A 16,071-nucleotide genomic window follows, 5' to 3' on the forward strand; every position below is an offset into this window, starting at 1 on the left:
TATGGTCACAAAAATCAGGGTGAATTTATTGCCGAGATGGGCGGCCGGAGGCTGCGCCAAAATCAAACAGCCAAATTATTGTTTTCGAGTAATCATTGTAGCGAACGAAGATCGCTCAACCTATGATGGTTTAAACAAATATTGGGGGCACGAGAATTGGCGCGGCGGTCTGGAAATACGTTAGAAAAATGGGAAGTCGCAATCGTCAAGGCGATGCTTGCGCGCGATTTTATCGCGCAAGACATTCAAGCCTATTTTTCGCGCCCTACACGATCAATAAATCATGCGCGAATATCGGAAATTCGAGACGAAACTAAACACAAGGGAATCAAAGCGGCGTCGGTCAGCGAACTCGACGCGTTCTTGGAGGCGTGGCCGACGCTTGATCCTGCAACCGGTCTTCACTTGAGAGGGGACGAACTTCTTGTCAAAGCTCGTGAAGCTATGATTGCCGCCGTTCACACGTTTAACAGCGCGGGTCTCTATTTTCGGGCCGAACTGTTCATTGTTACCAGCGTCATTGCCTGGACGTATCTCCTGCACGCTTTCTACAAACGTGAGGGAATTGACTATCGGTACAAAAAGCAAGGTGCGGTCGAGAAAACTCCTGAAGGAGCGGACAAGTTTTGGGAATTGGGTCAATGTATTGTGCATGGCAAATGTCCTTTGGAAAAGGGCATGGTCAATAACCTCAAATTCCTCCTCGGCATTCGGCATGAAATTGAGCATCGGTCGACTAATCGAATTGACGACGCGCTTAGCGCAAAGCTCCAAGCGTGCTGTATAAATTTCAACGATACGATCAAGCAGCTTTTTGGTAGCCAACACGGTCTGGAAAAGCGACTTCCGATTGCCCTGCAATTCGTCACGTTCGATGGTGTTCAAAGAGCCGAACTGATCGGAGCGGATCTCCCTGCCAATATTTCGACCGCCATGGATCATTTCCATGGTGGCTTGTCCGAGCAAGAGCAAGCTGACCCACGATTCAGATATCGGGTCGCGTTTGTTCCTAAGGTTTCAGGAAAAGCGTCAAAGGCCGATCTCGCAATCGAATTTGTAAAAGCGGATTCGCCGGAAGCGAAGGCTGTTGAACGAGTGTTGTTGAAAGAGGTTGAACGTCCCAAATACACGCCTTCGCAGATCGTGAAGAAGGCAAAAGAAGCTGGGCATGCCTCATTCAACATGCATGATCATACGATTCTGGTTAGGCAATTAGAGGCGCGCAATCAACACAAAGGCTTTGGCGTGCAAGTCGCCAACAGCTGGTACTGGTACGAGAACTGGTACGAAAAGGTCGTTGAGAAACTGAGCGAAGGTTGGAAACGGCCTGTCAGCCAATAGATCATTCAAACAGAGGTTCCAAAGTGTAATATGCATGAAGAATTGAAAGAAATACCCGGCCGCATTCTTCAAGTGGCTATTGGTGCGCTTACGCAGGCGAACCAACATGCCGTCTACTACGATCCAGGCATGGATCATTGGGATCACATGTGTGTGCTGAATGCCGCTCTAGCTGGAGAACTCTTTATCAAGGCAATTGTCGCCAAGGAGCATCCCCTTCTCATATTTCGAGACCTGTTTCAACTTGACGATCCAAGCAACCTCGATCTGACAATTCAACATGTCATTGAAAAGGGGAAGACCTATAACTTCGAGCACCTTCCGAAGCTGCTGTGGGTTTCGACCGGCGAACGCATTCCGGATCTAGCGAACTTCGAAAGCCTACGGAAAGCAAGAAACGCAATTCAACATTTTTGCGCGCCTGCGGATCAACGCGGCCTTCGTCGCCTTACATTGGAGTTTTTGTACAACAATATGGATCCGCTTATTCATAAGCATTTTGGCGTGTGTGCCATTGAGTACCATGAAGACACGTCCGTCAGTTATGATTATGTTGTTGGATGTCTCGTGAGGAACGAGCTGCTGTTCTCCGTTCCAGATGATTTCAGGCTGACTGAAATCGATTTGGAAGAAGAGTTGTCAGGGGTCAGCGAAAGTTATCGGGTGGCGCTAGCAAAGCGACTCGGCGAAAAGGGATTTCGACTTAATTGAAGTGACGCACTACGTTTCACGATGGTTGTTTGGATTTTTTTGTGAAGCTGAATTAAACTCGAAAATCTCACCTTCGCCACAGCTCTTTACACGCATTGCAGACAGCTCGCAGGCAGTGCACTCAATGCGCCGTTGGGGAGTTGAGTGCACTGTCTCCGCAATCGCAGCATGCGCAGAAAAAGCGGGCCGGCGAAGTGTCAGCCCGTGCCGTTCAGATCGGACGGTGGCACCGCGGGAGTGCGTCGTGATTCTTCGAGAACCCCTGCCGGGATCGAAGCCTCCCTCGCTCAGCCCTTCTCGGGCCTGTGCGGGCAGACCATCGTCAGATGGAGCAGCGTCGGCTTATCCGAGCCCTTCTTGTACTCCCACTCCAACCGGATCTCGTGCCGGTCTGCATATGCATCGCTCGGCGCGTGGGCAATGATGTTGGTCTTCATCGGGATCGGCGGCTCGGAGTTGAAGCACTTCCGGACGCAGGCATCGAGCAGGTCGCACCGCGTCAAGGGAATGACCCCAGGCTCATCCCTGGACAGGGGGACCGTGTTCAGCTGGGCGCTGAGGTCGACGCGAGCCCGGCCCTTCTCCTTGTGCCAGTGCTCGGCGCTGCCTTGCGGCCAATTTGAGGCTGGTGTCAGAATGAGATGGTACTGGCCGTATTCCAAGGTCGGCAGATCGATGTCATTCGATGCCTTGAGCTTGGCCACGCTCTTCTTCATGTTGGCCAGAGGGTAGTAGTTGCTGTTCATCAAATCTCTAAACGGCTTGCCTCTGTAAGGTCTCGAGCCCATCGCCTTTTCCTTCAATATGTCCGCTTTGCGGAAATACATACAGATCCGCGACGCCGGTCGGTTTGACCAACCTTGCGCTGCCGAAATATATGGCCCCCTTTGCCGGGATGTTTTGACGCTACCACTCAGGACTGTGTTTCGTCCAGATCGCCACCCACACTGTGCCCAGCTAATGGCGAGGAGCGCGCACGATTGCTAAGTGGTCCTCGATCGGTATTCTCATCAAGAGTCGTTCGCGGATTCTGATCGGCAAACAGGTCGCGACCTTTGAGGCGCAGGAATGCATTGCTTCGCGTGTCAGTCGGCGGTCAATCCGGGCGATAGCTGGTGCTCCAAATGCGGGGCCGCAGTGCGTCAACGGGTCGATCCCGACAGCGAACGTCGATTTGTGACGATTCTTCGTGCTGACGTCATCGACTCCACGGGTCTTGTTGCTGAATTGGATCCGGAGGCGGCTGTCTCGCGCCTCGAGCCGGCGCTGGCGGCCATGAGGGCCTCCGTACGTCAGTTCGGCGGCATCGTCAGCAAGGAGCTGGGCGATGGGCTTGCCGCGGTGTTCGGCGCCCCGATCGCGGACGACAACCATGCGCCGCTGGCGTGTCATGCCGCGATCGAGCTGGTCCGGCGCGTCGCCAGCCTCGGCGATCCCGCCCTTCAGGTCCGGGTCGGCCTCCACTCCGGCCACGTCGTGGCCTACATGGTCGCCAGCGAATTCTCCAAGGTCTACGAGATCGGCGGCGCCGCCCAGCATCTCGCCGCGCGGCTGGAGCAGGTGGCCGAGGCGAACCAGATCTACGTCTCTGAAGCCTGTCAAAATCTCGCCGACGGGCATGTCCGGTTCGAGCATCTCGGCGGCAAATCGCTGCGCGGCTTCAACCAGCCCGTGCCGGTTTACCGGATCGTCGGTGCCAGCGATCTGTCGAGCTGGCGGGTCCGGCGCGCCCGCAGCGTCTCCCGATTCGTCGATCGTACCACCGAGCGAGCCCTGCTGGACCGAGCAACGGGGCAGGCCAGGGCCAGCCGGCAGACCGTCCTGCTGCTCGGCGATGCCGGCATCGGCAAATCACGGCTGGCGCACGAGTTCGCTCAGAAGCTCAGGCTCGAGGGCTGGCGGCTGATCGACGCCGAGTGCAGCCCGAATCTCCAGAGCGCTCCCTTCAGCACGCTCAAGCGAATCCTGCTGTCGGCCATCGACGCAGCCGCGAGGGAGCCCGGCAATCCCGGCGATCCCCTGAAGGACCTGCCCGCGATCCAGCAGAGCGCGCTCGACGCGGTGCTCGATGTGCCGATCGCGAACCCGCAATGGGACGAGCTCGAGCCTCATGCCCGCGGGCGCGTGATCTCCGATGCGAGCTGCGCCGTCATCCGGAGCCTCGCGAGTCGCCAGCCGACGGTCCTGCTTTTGGAGGATCTGCACTGGATCGACCGGGCCAGCGACGTCGTCGTGGCCGCCATTGCTTCGCTGGCGGTACCCGATCTCCTCGTGCTGCTCACCTCCCGCCCGAACGGCATGCCGGTCTGGATCGCGCGCTGCCACGCCGAAGTCGTCGCGATGCGGCCGCTCGACGACGATTCGGGGCTGGAGATGCTGTCCGACATGCTCGGATCGTCCGAGATGAACGCCGATCTGAAGAACCGGATCATCTCCCATACGGCAAACGTGCCGCTGTTCATCGAGGAGGTCTGCCGCGGCTTGAAGGAGAGCGGCACCTTGCGCGGCGAGTGGGGCGACCTCGCTTTGGTGCGTCCGATCGACGAGCTCGGTATTCCCACCAGCATTCAGGGCGTGATCGCGGCGCGCCTCGACCGTGTGTCGAAGCAGGAACGGTCCGTCCTGCAGGTCGCGGCCGCGCTGGGAGCGCGGTCGAGCGAGGCCACGCTGCGGAAGATTGCGATCCTGCCCGAAGATGCCCTGCGTGGCTGCCTCGTCTCGCTCGATCGCGCCGAGCTGCTGGTCCGGATCGACAGCGAATTGGAGGATTCGCTGGAGTTCCGCCACGAGATGGTTCGCCAGGTCACCTACGATTCGATGGTCGAGAAGGTGCGCGAGGACATCCACGCGCGTGTGCTCGCGGTTTTCGAGAGCGACGAAACATGGCGGGATGATCCCGACGCCCTCTGTTACCATGCCATGCGCGCCAAGGACTGGGCGAAGGCATTCAACTACGGGAGAAGCGCCGCCCAGAAATGCCTGGTGCGCTCGGCCTATGCCGAGGCGGTCGACTACTTCCGCGCCGCGATGAATTCGCTCGACAAGACGCCGTTGACGCGTCCGCGGGAGACCAACGCCATCGATCTCCGGATGGAGGCGCGCATGGCATTCATCTGGTCCGGTCGCGTCGCCGAGTGGATCGATCTCGGCAAGGAGGCCGACCAACGGGCCCGCCAGATCGATGATGTCGGCAGAAGGGTCGCTGCTCTGACGGTCATGGCGGGCGGGCAGAACTTCTACGGGACGCCGACCGAGGCCGTCATTCTTGGTGAGGAAGTCGTCGGTCTTGCCGAGGAGTCGGGCAATCCGGGGTGGCGCAACCTTGCGCAATACAATCTCGGCCAGGCGTATTTCCTTGCCGGGCGATATCGCGAGGCCGAGCAGACATTCGCGCGAGCCCGTAGCCATCTCATGGGGCCGGAGGCGAGTGCGCCGTTCGGTACGCCGCCGAAATACACACTCCTGCTTTGCTGCATGATGAAGAGCTTCACCCACACCGTCATGGGTGAGCTCGACGTCGCCGAGCAGCTCCAGCGAGAGGCCGCCGCGATTGCGGACGAGACCGGCCGTCCCTATGACCGCGTTGCCGCCGCCTATAGCGGCGGCTGGCTGATGCTTGGCCGGGGCGATCCGGCAGCGGCCGCTTCCATTCTCGAAGGCGGTTTCGTGCTGGCGCAAAAACACGGCATCCGGCTGTTCGTGCCGGCGGTCGCCTGCCATCTCGGCATCGCCTATCTGGAGCAGGGCCTGTTTGACCGGGCGCGCGGCATGCTGGCCGAGGCGCGCGAAGAGGCGCGCAGCGTCGGCTATACCTCGGCGGTGCTGCGCTCGTCGATCTCCCTGGCTTTGGCGACCAACCAGCTCGGCGATGCCCAGGCGGCCCAGAACATGCTGCGCGAGGCGCGCAACACCGCGCGCCAGCAGGGTTTTTCCGGCCTCGAGGCCGAGGCCCTGTTCGGCGAGGCCGTGGTGACGCCGCCATCGCGCGAGGAGAACCGGACCATCATCCTCTCCGCGCTGCGCGCCGCGATCGCGATCGCCTCCGAGAGCGGCGCGAAGCCGCTGCTGCAGAAGGCCGAAGCGATGCTGAACGGCATGCTCGCCGCGGGCGATCAGCCGACTTGAGCCTCGGTCGCGAGGCCTTTCGTTTTTGCCCGACGGGTCAACTGAGTTTCGCAAGCCGCGCAAGCACTTAGCTACTGTGCATGGGGTTGTTTTCGACGTCTTTTGTTGGGAGGCCCGCGCGTTGTCATGACAAAGTCCCTTGCGCGGGCGCCAAGGTCGGCTACCGTTGGCAGGCTAGTCGCCGGGGCAGGTGACGATTTGATTGATCTATTTTAGCATCCGAATTCATCGGCGCCGCGACGGCGCGACGCCCACCGGACGAGGCGGGGGCCATGACCATACGGGACCAAGCAGCACTGTTGGCACCGGTCGAGCGCGATTTGCGGCTCGACCTCTTCCGCGGCATCGGCCTGTGGATGATCTTCCTCGATCACATCCCGCACGACGTCGTGGCCTGGCTGACCTTGCGCAATTACGGCTTCAGCGATGCCGCCGAGTTCTTCGTCTTCATCTCCGGCTATCTGGTCGGCTGGATCTACGGGCCGATCGTCGCCGGCGGCTGGTTCCTCGCCGCTCTGAAGCGGCTGTGGCGGCGCGCGGCGGAAATGTATGTCGCCCACATCATGCTGTTCCTGCTGTTCACGGCGCAGATCGCCCGCACGATCAGGAGGTTCGACAACCCGCTATATGCGGACGAGTTCAACGTTCACAGTTTTCTCGACCATCCGGACATCCTGATCGGCCAGGCGCTGTCGCTGCGCTACAAGCCGGTCAATCTCGACGTGCTGCCGCTCTACATCACGCTGGTGCTCGCAGCGCCCTTCATCGTGTGGTGCCTGGTGCGCCGGCCGAACCTGACGCTCGCCGCGTCCGCCGTGCTCTACGTGCTGTCGCGCTGGTTCGACTGGAATATCGCCTCCTATCCGCCGGGCACGACCTGGTATTTCAATCCGTTCTGCTGGCAGCTCATGTTCGTCGTCGCCGCGTGGTGCGGCGTCGGCCAGATCGAGAAGATCGCCAAATGGGTCTGGTCGAAGCCGGTGATGGGCCTGGCGGCGGCATGGATTGCGTTCGCCCTCCTGATCGTGATGACGTGGCACATTCACGCGCTCGAGGTCCTGATCCCGAAATGGATGATCAAGGCGATCTATCCGATCGACAAGACCGACCTCGACATGCTGCGCTTCACGCATTTCCTGGCGCTCGGGATCTGGGTGACCTATTTCGTTCCGCGCCACTGGAAGGCATTGCATTTGAAATGGCTGCGCCCGGTCATCCTGTGCGGCCAGCACTCGCTGCCGATCTTTTGCCTCAGCGTGTTCCTGTCGTTCTCGGCGCATTGGATCCTGATGCAATACACAAGGGGCGTTTGGGAGCAGCTCGCGGTCTCCTTCGCCGGCTTCGCCATCATGGTCGGGGCGGCGTGGCTGCTCGACCGCGCCGAGCGGGTGCCCAGCCTCTTCGTCAAGGTGACCGATGTCGATGACGAGCCGGAGCCCGCCGCCGAAGGCGCACCGGTAAAGGTCATCGCCGCAGCTCCCGTTAGCCGCTGAGGGCCCATCGCGTCGCGCGGGCGATTATTCAGGAGATATCCATGTCGAGACTCTTGTTGACGATTGCCGGCGCCCTTCTGCTCCTCATCTGCAACGCGTCGGCGCAGGCGCAGGCGCCGTCGCCCGAGGCGATGGATGCTGCGCGAAAACTCGTCACCACGCTGAAGATCGCGGATCAGTATCGCGCGGCTCTCCCGCAGCTCATGCTCAAACTGAGACCCGTGGTCGCCCAGGACAGGCCGGAGATCGAGCACGATTATGATGCGATGACCGCGCCGGGCTCCGACATCTACGCACCGTTCGCCGCCGCCATGATCGACCAGATCGCCGCCCTCTATGCCGCCAGCTTCACCGTGGATGAGCTGCGCCAGATCGAGGCGTTCTATGTCCAGCCGGCCGGCCGGAAGCTTTTGGAGAAATCGGACGCGCTGGCGCAAGCGAGTGCGCAGATCGGCCAGGACGCGAACCAGAAGGCCGTCGACGAATTGAAGCAGCGCCTCACCGAGGCGCTGCGCCAGAAGCAACACAAGCCGTAGCCGCCGCCGCTAGTGAATAGCCGCGTACATGATCTTTTCCTCCGTCGCCTCCAGCGCCGAAAACTCTTCCACGACCTTGCCCTGACGTGAAACCAGGATGCGGTCGGAGAGCGCCATGATCTCGGGCAGATAGGACGAGATGACCACGACCGCCTTGCCCTCGTCGGCGAGCCGGTTGATCAGTTCGTGGATCTCGACGATGGCGCCGACGTCGACGCCGCGGGTCGGCTCGTCGAAGATGATCAGGTCGGGCTCCTGCACCAGCGATTTTGCGATCACGACTTTCTGCTGGTTGCCGCCGGACAGCTCGACCACCTTGCCGTCGTCGCCGATGGCGCGAACCTTGAGCTTCTCGATCCAGGTCTTGCCGACTGTGTCGTTTTCCCGCCGCGATAGCATCATCCGGCCCTTGGGAAACTTCGACAGCAGGCCGATATAGATGTTGCGCGCGATCGAGGACGTTTCGAAGAATCCCTCGACCTTGCGGTCCTCGGTGACATAGGCGATGCCGGCCTTGACCGCCGGCGCTGGCACCCGGTAGCGCACCGGCTGGTCGTGCAGCAGGATCTCGCCGCCATGGAAGAAGTCGCGCTTGAGCACGCCCGCGACGATCTTGAACGTTTCGGTGCGGCCCGCGCCGACCAGGCCGAACACGCCGGTGATCTGACCCGCGAACACCGACAAAGAGTTGTTCTTCACCATCGGCGCCATCTTCAAATTCTGCACCGTAAGAACGCGCGCACCCGCTGGCCGCACGCTGCTTTTCCGTGCGCCATAGAGCGTGTTGGAGAGGTCGCGCCCGACCATCGCCTGCACGATCGCCGCGCGGTCGAACTTGGCGACATCGTCGGTCACGACACGCTTGCCGTCGCGCAGCACCGTGATGCGATCGGCGAGCAGGAGTGCCTCTTCGAGCGCATGCGAGATGAAGACGATCGAGACGCCGCGCTTCTTGAGATCGCGGACGAGGTCGAAGAAGTATTTCTTCTCTTCCGGCGTCAGCGATGCGGTCGGCTCGTCGAAGATGATGACCTTGGCGCGGTGCAGGACGGCGCGCGCGATTTCGACCATCTGCTTCTTGGCCGCGCCGAGGCCGCCGACGGTCGCGGTCGGCGTGACGTCGAAATTGAGCGATTGCAGGAATTGCTGCGCGGCGATGTAGATGCCGCGCAGGCGGTTGTAAAACTTCTCCTGCCCGAGAAACAGGTTTTGCGCGACCGTCATGGTCGGCACCAGGCTGTTCTCCTGGAACACCATGGCGATGCCGAGATTGCGCGCCTCCAATGGCGTCTTCGGTGCGACATCGGCGCCGTCGACCGTCATGGTCCCCGAGGTCAGCGTCACCACGCCCGCCATCACTTTGGTGAGGGTGGACTTGCCGGCACCGTTCTCGCCGACCAGTGCGTGGATCTCGCCGCGGCGGAGGTCGAAGTCGACCCCGTCGATGGCGGGCACGCCGGCGTAGAGTTTTGTCGCCTTGCGCAGCGAGAGTGCGATGTCGCTCATGCGCGAAACTCCTCGGCAAGGCCGACAAGTGGCAATCGCAGGACGCGGCCCGGTCCCTTGGCGATCAGGATGAGATCGTTGCCCATCTCGATCGCGGCGACGACACCGTGATTGAAGCCGTCAACCCGGCTATGCAGCGAATAGAGCGGCTGGCCATCCGCATCGAGACGGATGACGAGGCCGTAGGAGCGCGGCGGCGCCCACGGCTTGATGACACCCATGGTCTTGATATGCGCGCCCTGCATCGGCTCCTTGAAAGAGCGCCCGGAGCGGAGGCGCGGCGCAACCCAATAGGCCGGATCGATCTCGGCCATCATGCGGCGTCGATAGCCGGGCTCGCGCAACACGAACTCGACGAGCTGGGTCCGCGCGGTGAAAGCGGTAAGCCAGTAACCGCCGCCAGAGGCCTTCGACAGCCGCGACGGATAGACGGGAAGGTGGCCGAGTACGACCTTCGGCGATGCGCCGGGCGAGACGAGAACGAGGCGATGACGCCAGCTCTCGCTGACCAGCATGCCATTCCCATGTCCGCAAGCGCCGAAGGCATAGCCGAACCCTTGGGCCAATCGTGTCACGGCTTTGCTGCCGGGATCGAGCTTGAACACGCGCCCGGTCCGATTGAGCTCCAGCAGGTCCCGCGCCCAATCGTCGATGCCGCATGTCGTCGAGCCGTCCGTTGCAATCAGCGTGTTGTCGTCCGCGAGCGCCAGCGCATTGATGGCGTTGAACGCAGCATCGGTGAAGGTCACGCTGGGTTGCTCGGCCGAGGGGCTTGCGTACACACGCACCTCGCGTCCCCCGAGTGCGACGGCAACGCCGCCGCCGGGAAGTGCACAGAGCGCGGATATCGGCTGCTCGAAGCTGCGCACCTCCGATTCCGTACCGCCATTCAGGCACATCAGCCGCCGGCCGTCGGCGATGAAGAGGTTGCTTCCATCGGTGGCGAGATCTTCCGGCGCCTCGCATGTCAGCAAGGTCTCGGCCGATTCCAGCCTCTGGTTGGGCTTCAATGCGCCGTCGAAGGACGGCACGGTGATGGTGGCGTCGCCGCGCCCGAGAAAGCGGTTGGCGAAGTCTCTGACGGCAGCGATCACGACTGCTTCCCCCACCGCTTGTCATACTGGACGAAGTTCGGATCGGCGTTGTCGAGCTTGTAGCGACCGATCCGGTTGTTGAGGATGCCGCCGAGATAAAGATAGCCGCGATGCTCGCGCATCGAGGTAATCATCGGATGGTTCTCGCCGTGCAGATCCCAGAACGATTCGACGATCTTGCCCTGCTCGTTGAACTTGACCACGCAGCCCGTGTTGATGTTGGGGAACAGCCATTCGTCGACCGGCACGCGCTTGGCCATGCGACGGCGGAAGCCCGGCATCTTCCAGGCGAGGTCGAGCGAGGGGCTGCGCATGCCGACCAGCGCCAGCCAGTAATTCCCGTCGGAGGCGAGGTTGATGTTGTCGGGGTAGCCCGGCAGATTGTCCATCACCACTTCGACCGCACCTTTCTTCGCCCCTGCGAACCAATAGCGCTTGATCGAGCAGCCAAAGGTCTCGGCGAACAGGATCGACTGGCCGTCGCTGGCGACGCAGATGCCGTTGGGGAATTTGAGGCCGCGCAATTCGGTGCGCGTCGCCCCGGTCTTGGTGTCATAGGAGATGATGCGGCCGTTGCCGCGCGCCTCCAGGCCGTCGATCGGCCACTCGTCCATCTCGTAACGCACCGTTGCTTCCGAGAAGAAGATCAGGCCGTCGTCGGTGATGTCGAGGTCGTCGGCGAGCCGCAGCCGGCTGTCGTCGTTGACCGAGCGCATGCTGCGGTTGGTCTCGTCGGTTGCCTTTTCCACGGTGCCGTCAGGCTTGATGCGATAGAGCCCCATGCCGCCGATACAGACGTAAAGATTGTCCTGGCGGTCGAAGGCCATGCCGAGCGGCTGGCCGCCGATATGGGCGAATACCTCCATTTTCTGGTAGTCGGGCGCGAGGAAGCGCATGATGTCGCCGTGGCGTGAGCCGGCATAGAGGTTGTCATGGCGATCGAGGATGACGTCTTCCGGCGCCTCGATGCGGCCAAGACCGATTGCCTCGACGACACGCAGCTTGTCGTTCTGCTCGAACGGCCCGCCTTGTCCGATTTCGGTCGGTGGCGGCGGTGGCAGTTCGTGATAGGTCGGCGCGACATAGACCTTGCTGATGATGCGGGTCCGGTTCTTCTGCCAGCGGATGTCGACCATTGCTGCGACGAGCAGGATGCCGGCGAGCGCCATGCGGTTGACGCCGCCCCGCGCGTTCATGGTTGTGAGACCGTTGGTGATCAAGAGCACGATCAGCACCCCGACCGCCGATTTGGCGACCGAGCCCTTGCCGCCGCCGAGCGTGATGCCGCCAAGCACGGTCGCGGTCAGTACGATCACCTCAAGGCCGACGCCGATGTCACCGCCGACGGTGCCGAGTCGGGAGGCGAAGAACAGCGCGCCGACGCTGGTCAGCACGCCGCTCGCGACGTAGCAGAGCGCGATGGTGCGGCGAACAGGAATGCCCGAATTGTACGCCGAGCGTCGCGAGCCGCCGATCGCGGTGATGTGCCAGCCCGGCCGCAGCCGCGTCATGAAGATGTGGCCGAAGATCGCGATGACGATATAGGCCAGCGCCACGGTGGGGATGCCGAAGACAGAACCGGCGCCGATGAAATCCCAGGACGGGATGTCGGGGAAGGCTGACGCGATGGCGTTGGAGTAGCGCTGGATCAGGAGATCGTAGGCCGAGCGATAAATGATCAGCGTGATCAGCGTGGTGATGAAGGCGCGCAGCCGCAGATATCCGACCAGGATGCCGTTGACGGCGCCGAGCATCGCGCCGCAGAGCAACGTCGCGACCACCACGGCCGGAACCGGCCAGCCCAGCACGTCGAGCAGATAGAGCGCGCAGAAATCCGTCAGCGCGAAGATCGAACCGACGGACAGATCGATGCCGCCGACGATAACGACCAGCGCAAGCCCGAGCGCGATGAAGCCGATCTCGCCGGCCTGGCGCGCGGTGTCGGCGAGGCTCGCCGGCGACAGGAAGTTATCAATGGATCGGCTGAACGCGAAGCCAACGATCAGGAGCAGGATGACCGGAATGGCCGTTTCGGTCCATCGCTTGGACAGAATTTCGCCGAGCAGATGATCCGGCCAGTAGCGGTAACGCAGGCTTGTAATTGTGTCGCGCATCAGCATTCCAGCAGGGCATGAAAACTATCGGGAGCGTAGCCCCCGGGCTTTGATGGCCCGGGGATCACGAGCGTCAGCGTCGGACTATTTCTTGAGGTCGCTGAGATTCCAGCAGGCCGTCTGGCTGTCGGCGTTCTCCTTGGTGATCGGAATCAGCGTGGTGTATTCCGAGCCCTTGATCGAGCCGGGCTTGGCGCCCGACGACAGCAGCCATTTGATCGTGCCGGCCATTTGCGCCGCCTGGGTCGGCACGTCGTAGCTCATGTTGAGATCGAACGCGCCGGACTTCACCAGCTCGCAGGCTCCCTTGCGCTCGCCACCGCCGGATGTCGCAAGGAACACCTTGCCGGTGAGACCTGCTTCCTTCACAGCAGCAGCCGTGCCGATGTCCATGCCGTCCCAGAAGCCGACGATGCCACAGAGATCGGGATTCTGCTTCAGCACGGTTTGCGTGATCGCCTTGGCCTTGGCGGCATCCCAGTCGGCGGCCTGGCTCGACACCACCTTGATCTCCGGATGCTTGGCTAGAACGTTCTCGACGCCCTTGAGCGTGTAGGCGCTCGCGGCGGCCGACAGCGCACCCTGGATGATGGCGATCTTGTTCGACTTGCCCTCGCAGGCCTTGACCACGCCTTCGGTCTGGCGCTCGCCGATCTCGACCCAGTTGGCGCCGACGAAGGCGGAGCTGCGATAGGCCGAGCCCATATTGATCTGGATGACGTAGATGCCCTCGTTCTCGGCGCGCTGGAGCAATTTGGCGTAGGTCTGCACGTCCGGATTATGCACCACCATCACCGCCGGCTTTTCGGAGATCAGCGACGTGACGGCCTGCGCGCCCGCATTGGTGTTCCAGTTGGCATCGCGGATCACGAACTTCACGCCGAACGGCTCGAGCTCTTTTTTCAGCCCGGCATACCAGCCCTCGGTGAGGTCGAAGTTCATTGCCACCGGTACATAGGCCACGGTCTTGCCGGCGAGCGCTTCCTTGAACGGCTTCTGGAACGGCTCGTCCAGGCCTTGTTGGGCCAGAGCCGGTCCGGTCAGTGCCGCGAGAGTCAGTGCGGCAACGATTGCCTTTGTCGGATTGCCAAGATGTTTCATTGCTTCCTCCTTGGTTGTACTTGTCGTTGTCGTTCTTGTCGGTCGTTCAGATATCGCCTTGCTGGGCCGTTTCTTCGTTGCGCGGATTCAGGAAGGAGTCCGTGATGACGGCGAGCAGCAGGACCACGCCCTTGATGAGATTTTGCCCGGCGTAAGAGATGTCCATGATGGTCATGCCATTGAGCATGGTGCCGATCAGCAGCGTTCCGATGATGACGTTCAGCACGCCGCCACGCCCGCCTGACAATCCAATGCCCCCCAGCACGACGACGAGGATCACGTCGTAGATCAGCGTCGAGTTGAAGATGCGGGTCGGCATCGAATTGACGGACGCCGCCAGCACGAGGCCGGCAAAGCAGCCGATCAGGGCGGTGATCACATATTGCAGCACGATGATCGGGCGGGAGGGAATGCCTGTCACGCGCGCGGCGTAAGGATTGTCGCCAATCGCGTAGATGTAGGCGCCCCAGCGGGTCTGGCGCAGTAGGAATGCGACCACGATGCAGGCGATCGCGAACATCCAGATCGACGTCGGAATGCCGAGAACGGTGCCCTGTCCGAGCCGTTCGAATCCGTTCATGCCCGGGCTCCATTGTACGACGTCGAGCTGGAACAGCGCAGCTTGTCCCAGCCCGGCGAGCAGCAGCCCCGTTGCCAGCGTCGCAAACAGCGAGGGCACCTCGGCATAGGCGATCAGCCAGCCATTGACGAGACCGAAGGCGATCGCGAGCAGCACGGCAGTCAGAAGCGAGGTCGGCAGAGAATGGCCGTTCTGCACCATCTGCAACACGAGCCCCGGAGGCACAGCGAGGGCCGCGATCAGCGAGATGTCGATGCCGCGGCCGATCACGACGATCGCCATGGCCAGGCCGAGGATGCCGAGCACCGCCACGTTCTGAAGCAGCGTCAGCATGTTCTCTGCGGTCAGAAAGCCGTTCAGGAAGATCGAGAACACGAGAAACAGCAGCGCGAAGACGGCGAAAACGATTTCTTGCTGATTGAACCGAAAGCGCTTCATCGTCTGGTCCTTCCTGCGTTCTATGGGTGCGCCATCTGCCTTGGTTTCGAGCGAGTCCTGACATCCGTGCGCGCGTTGATGCCGCTGCCGTTCGACAATGCAGCGCTCACGAAAGTTCCGACGCCATCGATGTATCCGTCGATCGACGTGCCGCGTTTGCGATATTTGGCGCGTTTGACGTACCAGTCCTGGAGCAGAGGCTTGATCAGTGACGCCGTGAGTCTGACATGGTCGATTGTGAAGGCGCCGCTGGCGACGCCCTGCTTGAGCACGTCGGCGATGATCTTCTCGGTCATCGCTTCCATGTCGATCGCGCGCTGGCGTTCCGCCGGCGGAAAGGACTTCGCCTCCATGAAGGCGAAGACGAACCAGGGCTGCATCGCCTCGCTCATGCGGATGTGGGTCGCGATGATCCAGTCGAGGTGCTTGTGGGCGTCATTCCTGACGTCGTCGGGAGGCGCCGTCAGTACCTCGGTCGCCGTTGCCGCGACCTCGCCAAGGATCATCGACAGCAGCCTGGGCTTGCTGTCGATATAGGTATAAAGACCGCCCATGCTGAGGCCAGAGGCCTCCGCGAGCTGGCGCAGCGTGGTGGCGTGAAATCCCTGCTTGTTGGAGAGCGTGAGGGTGGCGCCGATGATGCGTGCGAGATTTGCGACCGCGAGCCGCGGCTTCTGCACGCGGATCGAGGCGCGATGACGTTCCAGAATGCGCGCGCATAGCGCTTCTGTCGAGAACGCGTTGGTCCAAGGTCGTCGGCGCGCGATATTCACGCTGCCTCCCAGATTTCTTCCTGGACCTTTTGGCGTTGTTATTGATCCAGGCGTGGGCTTTGCGCCCTTGTCATCATTCCTAGCGCAAAGCGTGGCCGTCGCGAAAGGGGGCAGACCGGAATTTTCTGAGAGAGCGCTCGCTCGCTTTTTCCGCGCGATGCGGTGGGGCGGACCTACTTCCCGGACGGAGGCAGGTCCATGATTGCCTGCAAACCGACTTCACCGGCGGGTAGCCGCCGCGTCAGGGCTCCGGCTGATT

Annotated in this window: 12 protein-coding genes; 5 read left to right on the plus strand and 7 right to left on the minus strand. The window is 61.5% G+C overall.

Features of this window, described 5'->3' with window-relative positions:
* The first annotated feature begins 156 nt into the window (after positions 1–156).
* The gene (locus V1280_RS33405; RefSeq protein ID WP_334534623.1) at positions 157–1,341 is read left to right on the plus strand and encodes a DUF3644 domain-containing protein; all 1,185 of its coding nucleotides are present in this window, start codon (positions 157–159) and stop codon (positions 1,339–1,341) included.
* A 30-nt stretch (positions 1,342–1,371) separates the two neighbouring features.
* A complete protein-coding gene (locus V1280_RS33410; protein ID WP_334534625.1) occupies positions 1,372–2,052 on the plus strand; it encodes a hypothetical protein in 681 nt (226 codons plus the stop codon).
* A gap of 287 nt (positions 2,053–2,339) precedes the next feature.
* Here V1280_RS33410 and V1280_RS33415 read toward each other — a convergent pair whose 3' ends face one another.
* A complete protein-coding gene (locus V1280_RS33415; protein ID WP_334534627.1) occupies positions 2,340–2,879 on the minus strand; it encodes a hypothetical protein in 540 nt (179 codons plus the stop codon).
* A 241-nt stretch (positions 2,880–3,120) separates the two neighbouring features.
* Between V1280_RS33415 and V1280_RS33420 the strand changes: the two genes are divergently transcribed.
* From V1280_RS33420 to V1280_RS33430, 3 genes are all read left to right on the plus strand, one after another.
* Positions 3,121–6,177: an ATP-binding protein gene (locus V1280_RS33420; RefSeq protein WP_334534629.1), complete on the plus strand. Its 3,057-nt coding sequence runs from the start codon at positions 3,121–3,123 to the stop codon at positions 6,175–6,177.
* 272 nt (positions 6,178–6,449) lie between these two features.
* Complete coding sequence (locus tag V1280_RS33425) at positions 6,450–7,670, plus strand: OpgC domain-containing protein (RefSeq protein WP_334534631.1); 1,221 nt, start codon at positions 6,450–6,452, stop codon at positions 7,668–7,670.
* Between the two features lie 41 nt (positions 7,671–7,711).
* Positions 7,712–8,206 (plus strand): DUF2059 domain-containing protein, encoded by a 495-nt coding sequence (locus V1280_RS33430; RefSeq protein WP_334534633.1) that lies wholly within the window; start codon positions 7,712–7,714, stop codon positions 8,204–8,206.
* 9 nt (positions 8,207–8,215) lie between these two features.
* Here V1280_RS33430 and V1280_RS33435 read toward each other — a convergent pair whose 3' ends face one another.
* The 6 genes from V1280_RS33435 to V1280_RS33460 form a co-directional block, all read right to left on the minus strand.
* The gene (locus V1280_RS33435; protein WP_334534635.1) at positions 8,216–9,712 is read right to left on the minus strand and encodes a sugar ABC transporter ATP-binding protein; all 1,497 of its coding nucleotides are present in this window, start codon (positions 9,710–9,712) and stop codon (positions 8,216–8,218) included.
* Entirely contained in the window at positions 9,709–10,806 is a 1,098-nt protein-coding gene (locus tag V1280_RS33440; RefSeq protein WP_334534637.1) for a hypothetical protein, read from the minus strand. The genes V1280_RS33435 and V1280_RS33440 overlap by 4 nt, the downstream gene beginning before the upstream one ends.
* On the minus strand, positions 10,803–12,926 hold the full coding sequence (locus V1280_RS33445) for an ABC transporter permease (protein WP_334534639.1): 2,124 nt from the start codon (positions 12,924–12,926) through the stop codon (positions 10,803–10,805). Before V1280_RS33445 ends, V1280_RS33440 begins: the two co-directional genes overlap by 4 nt.
* Positions 12,927–13,004: 78 nt before the next feature.
* A complete protein-coding gene (locus V1280_RS33450; protein WP_334534641.1) occupies positions 13,005–14,021 on the minus strand; it encodes a sugar ABC transporter substrate-binding protein in 1,017 nt (338 codons plus the stop codon).
* Positions 14,022–14,067: 46 nt separating this feature from the next.
* Positions 14,068–15,039: an ABC transporter permease gene (locus V1280_RS33455; protein ID WP_334534643.1), complete on the minus strand. Its 972-nt coding sequence runs from the start codon at positions 15,037–15,039 to the stop codon at positions 14,068–14,070.
* A gap of 20 nt (positions 15,040–15,059) precedes the next feature.
* A complete protein-coding gene (locus tag V1280_RS33460; protein ID WP_334534645.1) occupies positions 15,060–15,812 on the minus strand; it encodes a TetR/AcrR family transcriptional regulator in 753 nt (250 codons plus the stop codon).
* Between the last annotated feature and the right edge of the window lie 259 nt (positions 15,813–16,071).

The organism is Bradyrhizobium sp. AZCC 2230, assembly GCF_036924495.1.
Lineage (GTDB): Bacteria > Pseudomonadota > Alphaproteobacteria > Rhizobiales > Xanthobacteraceae > Bradyrhizobium > Bradyrhizobium rifense.